17 protein-coding genes and 2 pseudogenes are annotated in these 19,829 nt (G+C 59.2%); 18 read left to right on the plus strand and 1 reads right to left on the minus strand.

Going from position 1 to position 19,829, the window contains the following annotated elements; genetic code table 11:
- Positions 1-79: 79 nt before the first annotated feature.
- The 15 genes and pseudogenes from ACCD05_RS12645 (at position 80) to fhuB (ACCD05_RS12715) (ending at position 16,937) form a co-directional block, all read left to right on the plus strand.
- On the plus strand, positions 80-346 hold the full coding sequence (locus tag ACCD05_RS12645; protein ID WP_413393041.1) for a helix-turn-helix domain-containing protein: 267 nt from the start codon (positions 80-82) through the stop codon (positions 344-346).
- 27 nt (positions 347-373) lie between these two features.
- Positions 374-1,054, plus strand: a complete 681-nt coding sequence (locus tag ACCD05_RS12650) for a dimethylsulfonioproprionate lyase family protein (protein ID WP_413393043.1) — start codon at positions 374-376, stop codon at positions 1,052-1,054.
- Between the two features lie 386 nt (positions 1,055-1,440).
- Complete coding sequence (locus ACCD05_RS12655) at positions 1,441-3,561, plus strand: TonB-dependent siderophore receptor (RefSeq protein WP_413393045.1); 2,121 nt, start codon at positions 1,441-1,443, stop codon at positions 3,559-3,561.
- Positions 3,562-3,610: 49 nt separating this feature from the next.
- Complete coding sequence (locus ACCD05_RS12660) at positions 3,611-4,501, plus strand: alpha/beta hydrolase (RefSeq protein WP_413393047.1); 891 nt, start codon at positions 3,611-3,613, stop codon at positions 4,499-4,501.
- Positions 4,502-4,558: 57 nt separating this feature from the next.
- Positions 4,559-5,335, plus strand: coding sequence for an ABC transporter ATP-binding protein (locus ACCD05_RS12665; protein WP_413393049.1), 777 nt, complete (start codon positions 4,559-4,561; stop codon positions 5,333-5,335).
- Between the two features lie 13 nt (positions 5,336-5,348).
- Complete coding sequence (locus ACCD05_RS12670) at positions 5,349-6,230, plus strand: ABC transporter substrate-binding protein (RefSeq protein ID WP_413393086.1); 882 nt, start codon at positions 5,349-5,351, stop codon at positions 6,228-6,230.
- Complete coding sequence (gene fhuB, locus ACCD05_RS12675; RefSeq protein WP_413393051.1) at positions 6,227-8,194, plus strand: Fe(3+)-hydroxamate ABC transporter permease FhuB; 1,968 nt, start codon at positions 6,227-6,229, stop codon at positions 8,192-8,194. The genes ACCD05_RS12670 and fhuB (ACCD05_RS12675) overlap by 4 nt, the downstream gene beginning before the upstream one ends.
- A 92-nt stretch (positions 8,195-8,286) precedes the next feature.
- On the plus strand, positions 8,287-8,679 hold the full coding sequence (locus tag ACCD05_RS12680; RefSeq protein ID WP_413393088.1) for an aconitase X: 393 nt from the start codon (positions 8,287-8,289) through the stop codon (positions 8,677-8,679).
- Positions 8,680-8,946: 267 nt separating this feature from the next.
- A pseudogene (locus ACCD05_RS12685) lies at positions 8,947-9,150 on the plus strand (aconitase X); the annotation flags it as partial.
- 48 nt (positions 9,151-9,198) lie between these two features.
- Complete coding sequence (locus ACCD05_RS12690; protein ID WP_413393053.1) at positions 9,199-9,810, plus strand: DUF1684 domain-containing protein; 612 nt, start codon at positions 9,199-9,201, stop codon at positions 9,808-9,810.
- 190 nt (positions 9,811-10,000) lie between these two features.
- Entirely contained in the window at positions 10,001-10,513 is a 513-nt protein-coding gene (locus ACCD05_RS12695) for an RNA polymerase sigma factor (protein WP_413393055.1), read from the plus strand.
- A gap of 47 nt (positions 10,514-10,560) precedes the next feature.
- A complete protein-coding gene (locus ACCD05_RS12700; protein ID WP_413393057.1) occupies positions 10,561-11,499 on the plus strand; it encodes a FecR family protein in 939 nt (312 codons plus the stop codon).
- A 104-nt stretch (positions 11,500-11,603) separates the two neighbouring features.
- A complete protein-coding gene (locus ACCD05_RS12705; RefSeq protein WP_413393059.1) occupies positions 11,604-14,081 on the plus strand; it encodes a TonB-dependent siderophore receptor in 2,478 nt (825 codons plus the stop codon).
- 77 nt (positions 14,082-14,158) lie between these two features.
- Complete coding sequence (locus tag ACCD05_RS12710; RefSeq protein WP_283193687.1) at positions 14,159-14,968, plus strand: ABC transporter substrate-binding protein; 810 nt, start codon at positions 14,159-14,161, stop codon at positions 14,966-14,968.
- A gap of 10 nt (positions 14,969-14,978) precedes the next feature.
- Positions 14,979-16,937 (plus strand): Fe(3+)-hydroxamate ABC transporter permease FhuB, encoded by a 1,959-nt coding sequence (gene fhuB / locus ACCD05_RS12715; protein WP_112435647.1) that lies wholly within the window; start codon positions 14,979-14,981, stop codon positions 16,935-16,937.
- 393 nt (positions 16,938-17,330) lie between these two features.
- Here fhuB (ACCD05_RS12715) and ACCD05_RS12720 read toward each other — a convergent pair whose 3' ends face one another.
- Positions 17,331-18,074 carry a GntR family transcriptional regulator gene (locus ACCD05_RS12720; protein WP_413393061.1) on the minus strand — a complete coding sequence of 248 codons (744 nt, stop codon included), beginning with the start codon at positions 18,072-18,074 and terminating at the stop codon, positions 17,331-17,333.
- 292 nt (positions 18,075-18,366) lie between these two features.
- Between ACCD05_RS12720 and ACCD05_RS12725 the strand changes: the two are divergent.
- From ACCD05_RS12725 to ACCD05_RS12735, 3 genes and pseudogenes are all read left to right on the plus strand, one after another.
- Positions 18,367-18,776 (plus strand): annotated as a pseudogene (locus ACCD05_RS12725) (lyase family protein); the annotation flags it as partial.
- Between the two features lie 184 nt (positions 18,777-18,960).
- Complete coding sequence (locus ACCD05_RS12730) at positions 18,961-19,371, plus strand: Arm DNA-binding domain-containing protein (protein ID WP_413393063.1); 411 nt, start codon at positions 18,961-18,963, stop codon at positions 19,369-19,371.
- 81 nt (positions 19,372-19,452) lie between these two features.
- Entirely contained in the window at positions 19,453-19,662 is a 210-nt protein-coding gene (locus ACCD05_RS12735) for a cold-shock protein (protein ID WP_413393065.1), read from the plus strand.
- The last annotated feature ends 167 nt before the right edge of the window (positions 19,663-19,829 follow it).

Consider the following 19,829-nt stretch of genomic DNA (forward strand, 5'->3'; position numbering starts at 1 on the left):
CACCTTAGGTGCCCACCTAGAAATCTATCTGAAATTAGCCTATATGATCTATGTCAACCAATATGGGCGATAGTCGAACATGGGTCAAGCTTACGACCATAAGATTTTGTCACCGGCTCTCTGTCGAGCGGCCCGCGGTCTTCTGGACTGGACACAGCTCGAGCTGTCGGCACGTGCGGGTGTGTCGCGAAGCACGGTTCGCGATTACGAAGGTGGGCGCCACGATGTCCACCGTGCGACGGCGGCACAATTGAAGTTCGCGCTGGAAAATGGCGGTGTCAATTTCGTTACTCTGGATGACGGCAAGATAGCCGTTTGCGCCAACCAATCGCCGGGGCAGCCTTGACATATAGTAAAATGTGGATCTTTGCGCATGAGTAAGAAACCCGACCACTCTGCGGACCTTCTTGTGACGGAGAAGGACGGTGTGGTGGCAAGGCTCGTCGTGCGCGGCGCAGCGCGTCGCCCCGATGCTTTACAACGCTTTTTGAATGCCTTTGCCTCGGCAATGCTCTCCTCCAACGCCTGTCCAACGGCAAGCTTCATTGCGGGAAAGGTGCTTCAGCGAACGGAACGAACGGGGATTTTCAATCTCGAGGAAACGGCGTCGCGCAAGCAATCCTTCGAAACGGCATTGCGCCACGCTCGCCAATCATCCGGGTTTCCCCACCAAGGCTTGGCCACTGAACTCGCTCAACTGAGCCCATATATCGCCTGGCAAAGCGGTCGCTCCGGTCCGTTTGCGAGCGTGAACTTCTCGAAAGCGCACGCGCACAGCATTTTGATCGGTCCGTCGGGCATTGAGACTCGACCAGACATCCGGATTTGTTTGATCCTGATGGAGCCGTATACGCGGTTTCCCGATAACGTTCAGGCCCGCTCCAAGGCTTTCCTGCTTCTAAGCCCCTCGGAAATATGCATCGATGGTGAAGCTTGGTCGAGGGCTGGCGCAGGATCGGTTTTCGCGGTCGAGGCAGGGCAGACATTCGCGATACGGTGCACCTCTCAACCGCTACTCGCCATCTGGTGCCAACTTGAAGAGGGCTTCAAGTAGCCGCTCGTTTCCAGTCTCTCCCCTCTTTACGCAAACGATTTTGCTGAAGGTTTCGGACCGAGATACGGAAATGCCGCGCGGCTTTCGCGGTCGTCGATTCCGGATCCCATTCCGCTCATTCACGAGCATGATCCTCCGGCGTCTCGCCGCGGGTCTAATATTTGGTCGACTGCTTCGGGCCTCCCGCGAATAGCTTGTGAAAATCGAGCAAAAAGATCGAAGAAGGGCGATAAACGCTCCAGCGATATCTTGACTCGTTTAGTAATGTTTTTATTGATGCGCCGGAAAGGCGACGTGCCTTTAGGCGGCGCGAATTGCCGCCTTTAAAATTTTGGTCTTGCGTCGGCTATTTGCCGGCGCCTCTGCTTGCCGAGAAAGGTCGCGCAATGGCATTTTCTTTCAAACGAACTCGCACGCATCGCGGCCTGCTCAATTCCACCATGCTCGTGGGAGTGGTCACTGCCGCCGCTCTGAACGTGGCGCCAGCCTTCGCTCAGGACGGCAGCAGCACCGAGCTTGAGAAGATCACAGTCACCGGCAACGGTTCGAACCCTCTGTCAATTAAAGAGGACAATGCCACGGTCGTGCCCAAGCGCACGATATCGGCCACGAAGACGGATACGCCGCTCGTCGAGACGCCACGTTCGGTCTCCGTTGTCACACGCGAAGAAATGGATGAGCGTGCGGTCACCGACATGATCCAGGCGGCACGTTACGCATCGGGCGTCACGACCGGTGCCTTCGGTTATGATCCGCGATTCGATCAGATCTATATTCGAGGTATCGAGACAACCACCACCGGCGACTTCCGCGATGGCCTGCGCCAACCGATCATGAACTACGGTTCGTTCATGACGGAAGTATACACGCTCGATCGCATTGAGGTCCTGAAAGGCCCGGTATCTGTGATGTACGGCGCGGCGAGTGCCGCCGGTATCGTCAATCGTATCTCAAAGCTGCCGCTGGATGAAGCACATCACGAGATTGAGCTGCAATACGGCACCTTCGGCCGTAAGCAGGCAGCCTTCGATTTTGGCGGACCGATCAATGACGAGATAGATTACCGTCTGGTCGGGTTGGCCCGCGCGGGGGAAGGAAGCTACGACATTGATGATGACCGTTATCTCCTGCAGCCATCCGCGACCTGGAAACCGAGCGAAGACACAACCTTCACCGTTCATGGAGTGGCGCAAAAGAGCGAGACTGGTGCAAGCGCTTGGAGCTACCTGCGGGACAACGACGTCTTCCTCTACACCGACCCTGACTTCAATAGCCAGAAGGTCGAGCAATATCAGCTGGGTTACCAGCTGGAGCATGAGTTCGAAAACGGCCTGACCTTCCGCCAGAATGCCCGCGCGGGCGATGTGGATCTGAAGGCCCATTACCTCAACCGCATCCTGGTCAACACAGACGGCGGCTGGCCGACGACCGCCGTGACGGAGGACTTACGCAGCTATCAGATCGACAACCAGCTGGAAGCCAAATTCGATACCGGTGACGTCTCTCACACGCTGCTCGGCGGCCTCGACTACACATGGGTTTCGTCCGACTTCGCCATGGGTAGCGGTAGCGTCGCGGCGAATACACCCGGCTCAATCGTGCCAGTCCCCGCGCTTACCTCGTTCACGGGAAGCAGCCTCACCCAAACTGGCATTTATGCACAAGATCAGATGGAACTCGGCAATTGGCGCGCCGTGGCGGGCCTTCGCTATGACTGGGCGCATCAGGAAGCCACTGTAAAGGGCGCCGGCGGCTCGACGGATGAGAAGGACGATGGCGTTCTTTCCCGCCAGGTGGGACTACTCTACCTGTTCGACAATGGTATCGCACCTTACGTCAGCTACGGAACGTCGTTCGTACCATCGACAGCTCTGTCGGAAGATGGCTCGGTTCTGGACCCCACCAAGGGGCAGCAGATCGAGGTTGGCGTGAAGTACCAGCCAGAAGGCGAGAACTACTCACTGAGCGGCGCCGTCTATCGCTTGGTCGAGACGAACAAGCCCCAATACGCCTCGAGCTTTCTGTTTTCCGAGAACTCAGGAGAAAACACCTATACGGGTTTCGAACTTGAGGGCCGCACGCAGTTCGACAATGGCATCAGCCTCATTGCCGCCTACACCTACTCCCATGCGGAGATCACCGGCAACAACGATGCGACCTTGATCGGCAATGCTCCTTCGACGGTGCCGCGCCACGTTGCTTCGTTGTGGGTGAACTACGCGATGCCGGAGACCTCCGCCATACCTGGGCTGAGCATTGGGGGCGGCATTCGCGCGATGAGCGACTCCTTTACGAGCGACTCCAACACGGCCAAGAACGCAGGCGTCGGCTATCTCGATGCAGTCGTTTCCTATGACTTCGGCGTGAGCTCTCCGGAACTCAAAGGACTGTCGCTGTCGGTAAGCGCCACAAACCTCGCCGATCGTCGCGAGCAGGTCTGCACAGATGGCTACTGCTACACCGGCCAGGGTCGTACGGTCATGGGATCGCTGAAATTCAAGTGGTAGCGAGCATTGCAACGACTTGTCGATCGACCAAGCGATAATCGGAATGACTATGACTGATCAAGCCTACGCCTTGCCCGGAACATTTCATTTCGACCTTGAGCCAGCCGACGGTGGCGACCCATACCGCATCTTCCTGTTCATACCAAAAGGCGAGCCGCCTGTCGGCGGCTGGCCTCTTTTGGTCACGACCGACGGCAATGCGACATTCCCCTTCGCTTTCGCCAGTCTGGTGACGCAAGCCCCTTACCCGACTGGAACCAACGTCAACTGGGGTGTTGTGGCCGCGATCGGCTACCCCTGCGAGGAACCTTATGATGCCTTCCGGCGGGCTTGGGACCTTGGCCCTCCACCGATCAAGTCCTATCCGCCCTATTTCGAGGGAGGACCGCCGGTCCGTATTGGCGGGACCGGGCGACTCGTCGACTTCATCGAGCACCGCCTCTTCCCGCGGCTCGACGCGATCACGCGCATCGATCGAACGCGCAGGTCGCTGTTCGGCCATTCGTTCGGCGGGCTTTTCACGCTTTATACCCTTTTCGAACGGCCGAGCCTTTTCACCAACTGGATTGCCGCAAGTCCGACAATCTATTGGGAAGCAAGCGAAATCCTGAACAACGAGGCCGCGCGGCAGCCCATCGTTGGCCGAGCCGTCTTCCTTCATCTGTCTGCCGGCGAGTATGAAGGCGACGAGCTCGCCCCCTTCCAGTATCGCAACGACGACGCTGCATCCCGCGCGGAGAAACGCAAGACCGAACGCACGGTCGCGCTCGCACGGGAAATGGCGGATCGGCTGCATGATCCCGCCACGGGTATTCAGACGCAGTTCGAGCTCTTCGCGGGACAGACGCACATGTCCGTGCTCGGACCAGCCGTCAATCGAGCCGTTGGTATCGCGTTTGAGAGCGGCGGTGTGGACGACAATCAACCGTCGGCCCGATAGTCAGTGAAAAGGGGAAACACCTTGACCTCGCTAGAACCCGCGCAAGCGGTCACCCAAATGGTATCGGCGTTCGACGTCAGAGGCGTTGGGCTCTCCATCCAGGACAACATCATCCTGTCCAACGTCAGCCTTGAATTCCCCGCAGGCGAAGTCGTGGCTCTGGTCGGGCACAATGGATCAGGCAAATCCAGCCTTTTGAAGATTCTTGGGCGCCAACAGTCGCCCACCTCAGGAACTGTTACCTGTAGCGGCCACCCACTCGATCACTATGGCGACCGCGACTTTGCGCGAGCGGTCGCTTATTTGCCGCAGGATCTGAGCACGGGTCTTGAGATGACAGTTCGCGAGCTTGTCGGTTGCGGGCGTTATCCGTGGCATGGCGCCCTCGGTCGTTTTTCGGAGATCGACAAGAGCAAGGTCGATGCCGCCCTTGCAGCAACACACATAGGGATGCTTGCCGAACGCCTCGTCGGCACCCTGTCCGGTGGCGAACGGCAACGCGCCTGGATCGCAATGCTGGTCGCTCAGGATGCTCGCTGTCTGCTCCTCGACGAACCCACCGCGGCACTCGACATCGCCCACCAGATCGAGGTTCTTTCGCTAGTCCGGCGTCTGGCACATGAAGGCGGGCGAAGCGTGGTGATCGTCCTTCACGATATCAACATGGCAGCGCGCTTCTGTGATCGGATCCATGCTCTGAACCACGGTCACGTGGTTGCCAGCGGCACGCCGGCCGACATACTCGTGCCCGAGACGCTACATGACATTTATGGGATCGACATGAACGTTATCGCCGCGCCCAATTTGAACCACCCACTTGCCTATGCCTGCTAGGCCCGGTGGTTTGATGCCCATCTCGCGAAGGACCTTCCTGCAATATGCGGCTGCGATGGCAGCCACGTCCACGCCGGTATTCGCTCAAGCGCCGGACCAAAGAATCGTCAGTCTTGACTATGGCCTGTCATCGACGCTTCTTTCACTCGGCCTACCGCCGGTCGGCATTTCCGATCTCGCGGACTGGGGTCGGTGGGTGGTAGAGCCTGCAATGCCGGATTCCGTCGTCGATATCGGCAGCTCCTTCGAGGTGAATTTCGAGATCCTGCTCCAACTGAAACCCGACATCATATTGACGACGCCCTACCTCGACGAATTGCTGCCCAGGCTGAAGCCTTATGGAAGGATCGTGCGCCTGGAGATATTCACGCCTGATAGTGGACCCGCTCTTCAGTCGGCGATATCGGGGACGCACAAGCTTTCGGTGGAAATTGGACGGGAGAAGGAAGCTGAGGCATTCCTAGCGCGTTCAGAGGCGTTCCTTGATCGTTGCCGCGAGCGACTGGCAGGGAAAAACATCCCGCCGATCGCTTTGGTGAACTTCATGGACGCGCGTCACGTCCGCATCTATTCAAATCCCGGACTGTTTCATGGTGTGTTCGAGCGGCTAGCCGTCAGGAACGCATGGACGAGGGAATCGAACTATTGGGGGTTCGAAACCATCGGCATCGAAGATCTCGCCAAGATAACCGACCCGGATGCCCGGCTCGTGGCTTTCGATCCCGTCCCGCCAGACGTCCTTCCCAAACTTGCGGAAAGCCCTCTATGGAACCGGCTCCCATTTGTTCGTCCAGGACATCTATCGATCCTTCCCGCGGCCCTGATGTTCGGGATGGTGAATGAAGCCATCCGGTTTGCTGGTCTTCTGACTGATCTCCTGGAGCGCGACGCATGAAGATTTCCCGTCGAGACGTTGTCGGGCCGGCACTCGTGGTCATCATTTTTCTCATCATTGGAGGCTCCGCATCCCTGTTGCTCGTCACCCCTTCCCTGAGGGCGCCTTCCGAGACAAGCTACGATGCGACACGGCTGGTGCTCTACTATTCGACCCTACCCCGTCTTGCGACAGCGATCCTCGCGGGCGCGGCACTTGCCTTGGCGGGTGCGCTGTTCCAGCAGGTGTTGCGAAATCCTCTCGCAGATCCGACAACGCTTGGCGTATCTGCGGGCGCCAACCTCACCTTGGTGGTAGCTTCGCTCTTCATCCCGGGACTGCTTGGAACCAATCGCGATCTCGTCGCCCTGGCGGGGAGCGCGGCCGCCGCAGCGATTGTTCTCACCCTTGGCGCGCGGCGTGGGTTTTCGCCCTATTCCCTCGTGCTGTCAGGGCTGGTGCTTAGTCTATGGTGCGGCGGCCTCTCCGCCATCCTAACCTATCTCAATCAGCGCTACCTTGCGAGCCTGTTCATTTGGGGAAGCGGGTCACTTTCTCAGCAGAGCTGGGTCATACCGTTGTCCTTGTTCTGGAAGATGGCGGTGGTGGCGGTTATTTGCGCCTTGATCGTAAGGCCATTGTCCCTGCTAGATCTCGGTGAGAGCAGTTCAGTATCCCTCGGCGTCCGGGTGGGCCGGCTTCGTGTCATCGCCATCGGCTGCGCCGTGGCCCTTTCCGCCTTCGTCACCAGTGCCATAGGTGTGATCAGCTTTATCGGTCTGGTCGCGCCGACGCTGTCGCGACTGTCGGGCGCGCGGCGTCCCAGACAGTTGATCTTCTGGTCTCCACTGATCGGCGGCAGCCTTCTTTTCTGTGCCGACGCTGTGCTCCAGCTGGTTGCGGGTGGGCTTGGGGACTTCCTACCGACGGGCGCGGTCACCGCGATATTCGGGTCCCCCCTGCTGTTGGCGCTTTTACCCCGGCTGAAAATCCGTCACCGGATCCAGCAGTCCGCCGTCTGGAACAGACCCCGGCGTACCAGCGCAGCGACATCGATCGCCTTTGTCGCGGTTGGACTGCTTCTGGCCGTTGGCGTGAGCATGATCGTGGGACGCGGTATTGATGGCAGCCTTTCAATTCTTTCCGGTGATACGTCATCGGACATCCTCGCCATTCGAGCGCCAAAGGTTTTTGCGGCTTTGGCCTCAGGCGCGATGCTCGCGGTCGCAGGTTCGATCCTCCAACGGCTCACCGGCAACGAAATGTCGAGCCCCGAGGTTCTCGGCATCAGCGCTGGATCGACATTCGGCGTTGCCATCGGACTGTTTGCCCTCGCGCCGGGCCTGTTTGGCCAGTTTACCTTCGCGGTCGCCGGCGCGATCGGTGTGCTTGCCGTCATTTTCTTGAGCTCGCGCCGATCCGGCTTTTCTCCCGAACGCGTCCTGCTTGCCGGGATCGCGCTGAGCGCGATGGTCGATGCAGTCGTCGGCGTCTTGAGCTCCACCGGCGATCCAAGAGCCGCACTTCTCATGCGATGGATGAGCGGCTCGACCTATCTCGTCGACGGGCCGACGGCCCTCGCGGAAATAGGCATCGGTATCGTGTTGATGACCATCGCGTTCTTTACCCGACGCTGGCTCGATATCCTGCCACTCGGGCCGTCACCAACATCAGCCGTCGGCATATCATTGGCGCGATCAAGACTTGTTCTCTTCGCATTGGCGGGCCTGATGACGGGCGCGGCAACGCTCACTGTCGGACCCCTGTCATTCGTAGGATTGATGGGACCGCATCTGGCACGGGAGGCGGGCCTGACGCGTGCATTGCCGCAGATGATCGGCGCAGCCCTGATCGGCGGCGCACTCATGGTGGCTGCCGATTTCCTGGGACGCACGCTCGTATCGCCCTATCAAATCCCGGCCGGACTGGTTTCCGCGATGATCGGTGCGCCATTCCTGATGTTCATGATGCGGAAGAGAGCCTAGGTCAGGCGCCGCAACATGATCCTGCGTTGCGTCTTAACACGCAGGCGCGATGCGCTCGGGCTTGCGGCAATTACCGCGATCGACCAAGCGCTTTGGGATATCACCCCCAGATTGCCATGCGTATCATCATCCGTATGGCCCGACTGCAAGGCGCTCGAAAACTCATGAATGTTTCGCCGGTCCATATCGCTGGCTGCGTGTACACCGGACCGGGTTGCCTGGCCTTTGCGGAAAAACTTCGCGATCGGGGTGGCAAGGTTGTCGTGCCGACAACCTTGAACTCCAGTTCGGTCGACCAACGGCGATGGCAGCTACAGGGCGTCGACCCAACCGTCGCCGAGCCCGCGAGCAAGCTTGGCGACGTCTACACCCAGATGGGCGCAACGCCGACTTTCACCTGTGCGCCTTATCTGCTCGACAGCAAGCCAAAAGAGGGAGAGCAGATTGCCTGGGCTAAGTCGAATGCTGTTGTCTATTGCCAATAGCGTGCCTGGTGCAAGAACCATGAATATCCGGACTTTCTCGATATTTGCATCGCGTTGACGGGGCGTGCTCCGCTCGCAGGGCCGCATATCGATGTGAACTGGAAGGCGACATTAAGGGTGCGACGCCTGTCGGAATTGTGCGGAGGCCGAACCAAAAACGCCAGCGCAACCATCATAGTGACAACAGGCCGCGCCATCTACGAACGGGGGCTTGCTGAAAACCTGGTTCAGAATTTGCATGCGTTCGGCGCGTAGTTCGTCACGGACACATGCTGGTGCATGATTGCCGATTCAGTCATACCCCCTTCGGCCGAGACCATCATGACGAATTCCGGGAAGTATGCCCATTATGGGCCAGGCATCACGGGCAGGAATTTCAGGTTCGGAAATCTAGCTGATTGTGTTCATGCCGCCTGCGCGGGCTACCACGGGCATGAGTTGCCGCAATGGATGGAGCTGGGCCGAGGCTGAGGGAGCGGCACGCGAGTGTTCACAAGCGGTGCAACGAGGAGACATGAAGTGACTGAATTCGAACAATTGTGGGATTGGCGTCAGAAGATCGCTAACCTCTACTATGAGATACGTTCCACTGCCGACCCGGAAGGCGCATGGAGGATTTGGTGCGACACCCGCGAAACGCTATTTCGCACCCATCCTCAATCGCCCATTGAGCTGGCGGATCGCGGGGCGTTTACAGGGCCGGTGACATTTCCTTACGACCCAGCGCTTCGTCTCATTGTGCGGACAGCTCCGGCGCATCCCGAGCGCAGGACTGTTTCGACGGGAGCCGACGGGGAGGTGTCGATGGGTGCCTTTGCGCGCACGGAAGGGCTGCAAGCCAAATTTGGTGGCGAATTGACGCTCTACTGGATTGAAGGTTACGGCGGCGGCGTTTTCCTGCCGTTCACGGACGCAACCTCTGGCAAGGAAACCTATGGAGGCGGCCGTTACCTTTTCGATACGATCAAGGGCGCGGATCTCGGAAATGTCCGGCCAGACGGCACGTTGCTGCTTGACTTCAACTTCTCTTATTTTCCCTCCTGTGCATACTCTTCTCGCTATGTATGCCCGTTGTCGCCTTCAGCCAATGCCCTGAAAAGCGCGCTTCGAGCTGGGGAGAGACATCGCTAACTATCTCGCCAGCGAAGTGCACACTTTTCCGACATGAATTGAACAGTAACCTCTCCGAGACAACGATCCAACCAGCTTTGCATCGAAAGCTACCGCGGGCTAGTGGCAAAATAGCCGCGCGCGAAAAATATGAATTCTACAATCAACTTTAATATTGCGCCGCTCCGCTCTTGGATGCTAGCAGCGTCCTATGACCAGCGCTCACCGTCCTGAAATTCTTGATACGTTTCTTCACGTGCGAACGCGTCTTTCGGCTGTCATCTACCGGCGAGTGAAATGCTCGGCAACGACCGCGGACCTGTTGCAGGACACATTCCTTCGATTTTGGGAGCGGCGGTCGTTGTTGCGAGAGGTCGCTGACCTAGCTGGATACTTCATGACGACCGGTCGCAATCTCGCCGTGGACCATGAGCGGCGCAAAAGGATCGCGCCCTTCGTTGATGGCATCGATGGATTGGAGGGAGTATCCGATCCCTCTCCATCCGTGGAGCAGATAGCGATCGGGGTGCAGGAACTGAGACGTATCTCCGCGATCATTGACAACATGCCGCCTCGCGCCAAGCAGGTCTTCCTCATGTCTCGTATCGACGGCCTCACCTATGTGGAGATCGGGAGCCACCTCGGGATTTCCCCTAAGACGGTTTTCAGCCATATGGTGGTTGCGCTTGAACGTCTTCGGAGCGAAATGGCGTCGGGCAAGTAACCACCGGCAACGGGATCAACACACGGGCGGGTGGGACCGTGAGAGATATGCACAAAGACATCGGGAAATCGCAGCAACCATCGGTCGATGCATCGACAGGCGCCGCAGAGTGGTTCGCGCGCTTGCTGGATGACAGTGCGACGCCGAACAACCTGGTGGATTTCAGGGCATGGCTAGAAGCCGACCCGTCGAATGCTGCGGCCTATGCCGAAATTGAAAGGCTTTGGCTCGGCGCCGGCATGGTGCCGGACAAATCGGAATCAGATCGCCTGTCGCGACGAAAGCTGCTGAAATCGGGGGGCGCGCTCGTGGTCGTCGCCTCATCCGCCCTGGCAACAGCCGCGTATTTACGCACCTTGCCCTCAGACTTCAGGACAGGAAAAGGCGAGACCAAAACCATTACTCTACCGGATGGATCGATCGCAGAACTCTCTACGGAGTCTGCAATCTCGCTTGACTATACGGCGACACAGCGCGCCGTCTCACTGGTCGAGGGAGAGGCATTTTTCACCGTGACAAAGGACAGTTCCCGTCCCTTTGTCGTCAATGCCGGAATACTGCGGACCGTTGCACTCGGAACGCAGTTCTCGGTTTCCGAGGAAGGCGACCGCATCACAGTTGCTGTCGCCGAACATTCAGTCCGAGTGTCTTCGCCGTTTGAGGCTTTCGAGGTGCAGGAGGGGCAATCCGTCGTGTTTGCCAACGACAGGATCTCAAAGCCGTCCGAAACCGATATTGGATCACAGCTTTCGTGGCGCGAGGGCAAGCTGGTCTTCATTTCCACGCCCCTGGAAGACGTCGTTCGAGCACTGTCGAAATGGCGTCGTGGCAAGATGATCGTCATGGAAAGCGAGCTTGCCAGACGGCCGGTCACGGTAATCGTCGATATCAGGCGAGCCAGCACTATCCTTCAGACGCTTGAAAACGGACTACCTATCCGCGTGGACACCTATTCTCCCTGGCTGGCGCTGATCTACCCGAGATAAAATAGTTTCAAAATGTACTCAGGTTTTTTCCAGCCTACGTCGTCCCCTTTTTGAAGCCCCACATCACTGGGGGGGGGTGCAGACTATTTTTCAAGGGGACGTCCGTGTCTGTGTTGAACTATTTCGCAAGAGATCACCGAAGCAAACTGAAGATGGCTCGCGGCGTTCTTCTGGCGACCTGCGTCGTCTTCGGCCCGCTTGCCGCGGCGACACTTCATGCCCAAACAGCCGGCAAAGGCTACCAATTCTCGATCCCTGGGCAGTCGCTATCGGCCGCGCTCGTCCGCTACTCGTCGATCACAGGCGTCGATGTTGTGTTCGATGGGGCGATGCCCGGCAATCTGCGTACATCAGGGCTCTCGGGCGACATGCCAGCTGAAGCCGGACTGTCGCGCCTCCTGGCGGGGACGGGCCTCTCCTACCGCTTTTCATCAGCGAATACAGTCGTTCTGGTCAATCCAGCCGGAGGAGTAAGCGTCGCCCCCTCCGATGGTTCAACCGTGCTGCAGCCAATCAGCGTGACCGGCGAACAAGCGCTCGGGCCCGTCGACGGCATTGTCGCTAGACAGAGCGCAACCGGAACCAAGACCGACACGTCGCTCAAGGAAACGCCACAGGCCATCAATGTCGTCACCAAGGATCAGATGACGGCACAAGGGTCGGCGACGCTGACGCAGGCACTGCGCTATACGCCGGGCGTGATCAGCCAGTACGGCGACGATTCTCGCTATGACTGGTTCACCATCCGCGGTTTCCGCCCGGGCCGTTATCTCGACGGTCTCCGCTTGCCGTTCGGCTCGCGTGGCTATGCGCAGCCGCGCGTGGAACCCTACAGCCTCGAGCGCGCGGAAGTCCTGAAGGGCCCCTCGTCCGTGCTCTATGGGCAAGGCGAGCCGGGTGGCTTGATCAACATGGTGTCGAAACGGCCCAGCGCGACGGCCAAGAACGAGGTCGAACTGCAGCTAGGGACCGACAACCGCGTCCGGACGGCTTTCGATCTCGGCGGCCCTGTGAACGGCGACGATGCGTTCCTCTACCGCATCGTGGGCGTTGGCCGCATCACCGATACGCAGTACGATTTCGTCAAGGAACGGAAGGCCTATATCGCGCCGTCGTTCACGTTCCAACCGGACGACGCGACATCGCTGACGATTCACGCCGGCTATCAGAAGATCTATTCGCCCGGTGGCGGCGGCGCGCCGGCGCTGATCGCAAACGGAACGCTCTACACCAACATCTATCCCGAGTTGCCGCGTAGCACATTCCCCGGCGAACCCGGATATGACTACTACAAAAGCGATCAAGCCTCGGTCGGCTACGAATTCGAGCACGAGTTCGACGACACGTGGACGGTTCGCCAAAACCTGCGTTACTCCTACATCGGAACCGACACGCAGCGCGTTCAGCCAGCTTGCGTCTTGGCTTGCAGCCCGGCGGGATTTGATCGCTACGCCTGGGCCTTTCCGGAAAGCGCTCGCGCCGTCACCCTCGACAATCAGGCGATTGCGAAGTTCTCCACCGGCGCGCTTGACCACACCGCTCTCTTTGGTCTCGATTACTCGTATGAGAGCAGCCGCTACGAGGAATCCGCCCTCAGGTTCATTCCTGCGCCATTCAATGGCTACGACCCGGTTTACGGCGCCACTACCATTACACGTCCCGCTATTGCGACGAGAATCGATCAGCATCGTAGCCAGCTCGGCATCTATGCTCAGGACCAGATTGAATGGGACCGTTTCGCGTTTTCCATCGGCGGTCGCTATGATTGGGCCAACACCGACACCCGGACGCGGACAAGTACGTCCAATACGCTTGTCGATCAAAACGACGGACGCTTCACCTGGAAGACCGGCCTCGTCTACAACTTCGACGATGGAATTTCACCATACGCGGGCTACTCGACGTCCTTCAACCCTGCCAGCGGCACCGATCGTCTCGGAAATGTGTTCAATCCGACCACGGGCGAGCAGTTCGAAGTCGGCGTGAAATACCAGCCTGACGGCATGAACAGCTTCGTTACGCTGTCTGCATATCACCTCACCCAGGACAACGTACTGTCTCCGGATCCGCTCAACACCAATTTCCGGGTCCAGACAGGCCAGGTCACCATGAAGGGCGTTGAGGTCGAAGGAAAAGCCGAGCTGAACGATGCCTTCTCGGTGATTGCCTCCTATGCCTATACCGACAGCGAAATCACTAAGGACAATCCGAATGCTGCAGGCGTCAGCAACGAAGGCAACCGCTTCGCCTTCGTTCCACGCCACCAGGCGTCCGTCTGGCTGGACTATGCCTTGCAGAGCTCGACCAACTGGGACGGCCTGAGCGTTGGCGCAGGCGCGCGCTACACCGGCCAGACATTCGGCGACAATGCCAACAAGTTCGACATCCCGAGCTATACCGTCTTCGACACCGCCGTCCGCTACGATTTCGGCAAAGCGAACCCGAAGCTCGAAGGCCTGAAGGCGGCGCTCAACGTCAGCAACCTGTTCGACCGGAAATACGTCTCGACCTGCATTGCCGCGACGGGATGCTACTGGGGCGAAGGACGCACCGTCTATGCCACCTTGAAGTATAGCTGGTGACGTTGACAAAGCCTCGACACACGCGGCCCGTTCAGCTGACGCGGCGGCAATTTGCCGCCGCGTTCGGTGCGTTTATGATGCCGCGTATCGCTTGGGCTGAACGCCCTTCTTCCAAGATCGCTGTCCTGGACTGGGGCTGGGCGGAAAGCCTGCTTGCGATCGACGTCGCGCCGCAGTCGGTCGCGGAGGCTCCGCTCTATGGCGACCGTGTTGTCGTGCCGGCGCTTCCCAAGGACACGATCGATCTCGGTCTTCGTTCGTGGCCCAACATGGAACTGCTGAGGTCGCTACGGCCCGACCTGATCCTGTCGCAGGCGAATTACGGCGTCTCTCAAGCGCGATTGCAAGACATCGCGCCAACCATGGCGCTGCCACTTTATACGGCCGAGCAACAGCCCCTGCGACGATCGCACGAGGCTTTGGTCGCGATCGGTGAGCGTATCGACCGCTACCCCGCAGCCGAAGCCTTCCTTGATCGCAGCTACGCAAGGCTCGCCGCCATCAAGACGGAGATGACTGCCTATGACGGACGCAAACTCCTGATCGTCAAGTTCACCGATGACCGCGTGATCGACATCTATGGCGCCGGAAGCCTGTTCGACGACGTGCTTGCGAAGATCGGAATCGCAAACGCCTGGAACGAACCCACCAACAATTGGGGTTTCGCGACCGCCGGCCTCGACGCCATCGCCCGATACCCTGAGGCGCGGTTGCTGATCATCGAACCCGGTCCGCCCGATGCGTTTCTCAGAAGCGCGCTCTGGCGGTCGCTACCTGCGGTGCAGCGCGGCGATGTCGCCACCATTCCGCCCACCTGGGTGTTCGGGGCATTCCCATCAGCAATGCGATTTGCCGAAGTTCTTCGAAAGGCCCTTGGTCTTGCATAGAAACCAATTCGTGACGCCCGCCCGCGTGTACTGGCTGGCCATGACCCTCACGCTCTCCTTCTGCGCCCTGGGACAACTGAGATACGTTTCGCCGGCGCACATTCTCGACGCGTTGTTTCATCCAGATAGCGCCTCGTTCGGTCAGACCTATGTTCATTTCTCCCTTCTGCCTCGCATTGTCGTTGCTTTGCTTGCCGGGACAGCGCTTGGGTTTGCGGGCACGATCTTTCAGCAAATACTGAAAAATCCACTGGCGGAGCCATCGACGCTCGGCGTGCTCTCCGGCGCTCAACTGGCAATAATAGTGGTATCTCTCTCTCTTGCTGGCGTCTCCGCTGAACAGCGAGAACTCGCCGGCGTCAGCGGCGCGTTGGCTGCCGTCGCGCTCGTCTGCGGACTTTCCTACAGAAGCGGGTTCGCGCCGGTCACCCTACTCCTGTCGGGAATGATCGTGAGCTTTGCAGCCGGCTCCGCGTCCGTGGTGATGGCGTTATTCCACCACGAGTATCTGCGAAGCGTGTTCATATGGGGAAGCGGGTCGCTTATCCAGAACGACTTTTCTAATGCCACCGCGCTTTCATGGCGGATGCTAGTGCTGATTCCCGCGCTCCTGCTTTTCGTTCGACCGCTCGCAATCGCTGGGCTTGACGATACCGGCGCTCGAAGCCTCGGTATATCTCCTTCGAAACTACGCCTGGCCGTCCTCTGTCTGGCGACAGTGCTGTCGGCGATGGTTGTTGCCCGGATTGGCGTGATCGCGTTCATTGGCTTGGCCGCCCCTCACATCGCGCGGCTTGCCGGCGCCCGGACACTGCCGCAAAGGCTTCTCTGGGGAGCGTTGATCGGCGGCGCCGTGTTGCTGATGGCGGATGGTATCGTGCTGATCATCACCCCCTTCATCGGAGAGGTGCCGACAGGAACGATAACCGCACTCGCCGGTGCGGTTGCGATGCTTTTTATGCTGCGCGAAGTGCCACCGGCCCCATTCCAGGCAGGCGCCGAGGGTGCCCGCCACGTCGTGGTCCCGATCAGGCGAAGCCTGGCGCTGCCGCTGTCTGTCGTGTTGATGGTCGTTGTCGCTGGCCTGTCGCTGACCGAGCATGTCTTTTCCAATGACATCGACATGTCGGTTCTCGTACAGGGGCGTTGGCCGCGTGTCCTCACATCCGCGTCAGCGGGCGGCATGCTGGCCTTGGCAGGAGCCGTTCTGCAGGCGGTTGCCAGAAACCCGATGGCCAGTCCGGAGGGCCTGGGCGTCAGCGGCGGTGCCGGCTTGGGCATCATCGCAGCCCTGTTCCTCGGCGGCATGAGTTCACCCATCATGCCCTTGGCGGGCGGCATCATCGGCGCGCTCCTTGCACTGGCCATAATCCTCTTTGTCGCCAAGCATCATGATTTCGCGCCCGGCCCAGTGATGCTTGCAGGCGTCGCGGTGGGCGCGTTGGTCACGTCAGTCATTTCCGTCATCGTCGCCAGTGGCGATCCGCGCGCAACATACGTTCTCGCATGGACGATGGGACCGACGTTCCGCGCCACCGGCGTGGTCGCAATCATCGCCGCGATTATTTTACTCGTCGCACTTTTGCTTTCGCCCCTGTTCCGGCGTTGGATCGAAATCCTGCCGATGGGCGACGCATTCGCGCGATCGATCGGCATGCACCCGGTGCGCATTCGCGCAACGCTCTTGTTGTTTTCCGCAACGTTGACTGCGGCCGCTACGCTCATGGTCGGGCCACTTAGCTTTGTCGGCCTCATGGCCCCGCACATGGTACGGATGACGCGCCCACGGGGACCCGGATCGTTCATGCTGATGTCGGGCGTCATCGGAGGGCTGCTGATGATGCTCGCAGACTGGATTGGCCGAAGCGTCGACTTTCCTTATGAAATTCCAGCGGGCGTTCTGGCGGCATTTATTGGATGCCCGTATTTTATCCTCTTGGTTTTCCGACAAGGCGCCAAAAGTAGATAAGGAAACCGGGACTGCCGCAGGCTCGGTTCTCGCACTTTTAAAGAAATCGAACCATCGGTTCCCTTGATTACGGCCGTTGAAGCATATTGCCGGCCGGCATCATCGCAGACTATCTTCAGATTGCTCAGATCAGCTCTCCAAATCTCTGGCATCAACTGTTTAAGCTCTTGCTCCAATTTTCGCGGAGAGCTCAGGCTATACATACCCGCACCGCGATGGGCGCGGGATCGCTGCCGAGCGATATTCCGGTTGAGATCGAGGCAGTGTTCGACGTGTCACGAGACTGATTGTAAACGATCATCCGGCACGCTAGCGATAACACTCCAGCGAACCCATAGTCGACCGGAGAGAACGCGCTCCAGCCATGATGAACGCAGATCCGGTGCGTTGCGGTCACGGATGCCGCATTAGCCTCGAAACATAGGTGAAGCGGTCGCCCGGATGGATGCTGATTGAAGCGAGTACGAGTTCACTGGTTCCCAGGAAATAGCGGCGGGTGATTTCCAGCGCGTGGCCGTCGACTGGCGCCTTCAACGCTTCGGCATATTGGGCCGGAACGCCGACGCCGCGAAGTGCTTGCTCCACCTGCGAGATAGGCCGGCCCGCCGCCTCCTCCACCAGTTGTGAGACCGCTCCCACGTGCAGCGCCATGCGGTCCGACACGAAACTTGCATATCGCCTGTCGACGTACACGTCGGTCCAGCAGATGGGCGGTGCGGTGTTCACAAGCTTGTCGACGCGGCGGTAGGAGATCTTTAGCCACTTCGAACCGGGATTGGTCTGCAGGCGGGTCGCGAGACTATCATCCAGCACAATCTGCTCAAACGTCAGGCCGTCCCGCAGCGTAATGGCAGCATATTGGACGATGGCCTCGATCGAGCTGAATGTCTGCGAAAAGCTTTCACCCGATGTCAACGGCTCAGATGCCTCGATGCGCGTGCCGAGGCTCGGTCGCCGTGACACCATGCCGAGTTTCTGCAATTCGCCAAGCGCGGCGCGGACCGTCGAGCGGCTGACGCCCAATGCTTCGGCCAAGACGGGCTCGCTGGGTAGGGTCGACCCCACCGGATAGACGCCATTTGCGATGTCGAGAGACAGCTGTTGAGCGATCTCCGCATAACGCTTGCTTGCCTTCATTCGCCGAAAATCTCCATCTTTACTGAATGTTATAGGCAGCGCAGGGGGAGCAGACAAGGCGACCTGATTTTGTTCGTACAAAATGTTTTGTTCGGATAATGACGGGGGACTAAATAGGTGCCCAAACCGGCCTGGGCGCGCGCGAGTGCGGCTTCCGCATCAAGACAGCGGCCAACCAGGGCTTCATCGCTGAAGACCGCGCATCGCGGCCGTCCCGAACATATGAACAGCAGAGAGTCGAATACCGTGCTTGACACCATTCCCGCTTCCGCCGGCGAGGCGATAGATGCCGCACGTGACCCGCGATGGTATTGCCGAAGTCGTACTTTCCTCGGTCTCGTCACCAGCTCGCTCGCCGAGACGCCACCGACGTCATGCTGATGATGGCGACCAAACTCGGCGAAGTTTCGGAGCCCTTCGTTCCCGGTCGCGGCGCGTCTTCCACGATGCCGCAGAAGCGCAATCCGATCTCCAGCGAACTCATCCTTGCGGCCGCCAAATCGGTCTTGACCGCTTCCGCATTCGCCAATGCCCGCTACATGCTGGATGGGGCTGGCGGTTCACGAAGAGCGGATGCGCGCCAATCCGGACCTCACCAATGGCCTGATCGTGGGGGAAGTCGTAATGCTGGCGGCCGCCCCCAAGCTCGGCCGCCAGCATGTGCATGACGTGGTCTACGAGGCATGCCGCACTGCAATCGAACACGCCTGAGACCCCGCCGATCGAGAGATGCCGAGGCTGTCGCGGAATGTCGCAGAACGACGCACTAGGTTTCGAACCTAGAAAGATCATAGCCTTAGCCCGGTCCCGGTGCTTCCCTTGAAGGACACCGGTACCGCATTTGCCGCCGCTCCCGCTGCCCAGCGCGCTGCCCGAAGAAAGGAGCATGACCATGTCACGACCTCAAGGACTGACGGAACAACACATCTCCAAATTGCGGCGGGCACGAACCCCAAGCAGGTACGACGTCCCCGTCGGGGAGACGCCGAACCTGTTTGTCCGGGTCGGCGCGCCGCAGACGATGTTCGTGCTGCTCGCCCGGTTCGGTTGCAGGAAAAACTCCAGCCGCCGCGCCATCGGCGTCTTCGGGGTGATGTCGCCGGAGCGGGTCCGGGCGATTGCGACCGAATGGAACGCCCTTGTCAAACGCGGCATCGACTCCTGGGAGGAAGACGAACGGAAGGCGAAGGATGAGGAACTGAAGGACCGGCACACGTTCTCGTCGGTGATGGAGGACTACATCGCCGAGCTGCCGTACCGGGAGAGGAACACAACGTCGACGACTCATCGAACCTAACGCCGAGCTGATTAGAAAGTCGTTGAATATGATCGTATTTCGAAGCATCCTCCGGCTCGCAAAGCATATCAGGGGAAACACATGGCATCCGGCATCGTAAAGTTCTTCAACGCCGATAAGGGTTTCGGTTTCATCACGCCGACCGGGGGCGGAGCCGACATCTTCCTTCACGTATCCGCGTTGCAGGCTTCCGGCCTCCAGTCGCTTCAGGATGACCAGAAGGTCACCTTCGACACAGAGCCGGACAAGCGAGGCAAAGGTCCGAAGGCGATTGCCATCCGGATCGCTTGAGCGGCGGGCGTTAGACGCGGCTTTTCGAGTATATGGCCTGCCACTCGGACAACGCACACGTCGGTTTTTTTAAACTGGCCGGAGGCATACAGAGCTGGTTCGGTTTGTCTGAACAGATTGGGGCGTTTCGCTAAGTGGATTTCCGCCTCGATTATGCCGCCACTATC

Origin of the sequence: Rhizobium sp. Rhizsp42 (assembly GCF_047304155.1) — a bacterium.
Classification (GTDB): domain Bacteria; phylum Pseudomonadota; class Alphaproteobacteria; order Rhizobiales; family Rhizobiaceae; genus Rhizobium.

Excerpts from the sequence above, each read along its gene's own strand:
- ACCD05_RS12665 (WP_413393049.1), top strand. The coding sequence starts at position 4,559 with ATGGTATCGGCGTTCGACGTCAGAGGCGTTGGGCTCTCCATCCAGGAC.
- ACCD05_RS12730 (WP_413393063.1), top strand. The coding sequence starts at position 18,961 with ATGACCATGTCACGACCTCAAGGACTGACGGAACAACACATCTCCAAA.
- fhuB (WP_413393051.1), top strand. The coding sequence starts at position 6,227 with ATGAAGATTTCCCGTCGAGACGTTGTCGGGCCGGCACTCGTGGTCATC.
- ACCD05_RS12670 (WP_413393086.1), top strand. The coding sequence starts at position 5,349 with ATGCCCATCTCGCGAAGGACCTTCCTGCAATATGCGGCTGCGATGGCA.
- ACCD05_RS12645 (WP_413393041.1), top strand. The coding sequence starts at position 80 with ATGGGTCAAGCTTACGACCATAAGATTTTGTCACCGGCTCTCTGTCGA.
- ACCD05_RS12650 (WP_413393043.1), top strand. The coding sequence starts at position 374 with ATGAGTAAGAAACCCGACCACTCTGCGGACCTTCTTGTGACGGAGAAG.
- ACCD05_RS12720 (WP_413393061.1), bottom strand. The coding sequence starts at position 18,074 with ATGAAGGCAAGCAAGCGTTATGCGGAGATCGCTCAACAGCTGTCTCTC.
- ACCD05_RS12655 (WP_413393045.1), top strand. The coding sequence starts at position 1,441 with ATGGCATTTTCTTTCAAACGAACTCGCACGCATCGCGGCCTGCTCAAT.
- ACCD05_RS12710 (WP_283193687.1), top strand. The coding sequence starts at position 14,159 with ATGCCGCGTATCGCTTGGGCTGAACGCCCTTCTTCCAAGATCGCTGTC.
- ACCD05_RS12700 (WP_413393057.1), top strand. The coding sequence starts at position 10,561 with ATGCACAAAGACATCGGGAAATCGCAGCAACCATCGGTCGATGCATCG.
- ACCD05_RS12735 (WP_413393065.1), top strand. The coding sequence starts at position 19,453 with ATGGCATCCGGCATCGTAAAGTTCTTCAACGCCGATAAGGGTTTCGGT.
- ACCD05_RS12695 (WP_413393055.1), top strand. The coding sequence starts at position 10,001 with ATGACCAGCGCTCACCGTCCTGAAATTCTTGATACGTTTCTTCACGTG.
- ACCD05_RS12660 (WP_413393047.1), top strand. The coding sequence starts at position 3,611 with ATGACTGATCAAGCCTACGCCTTGCCCGGAACATTTCATTTCGACCTT.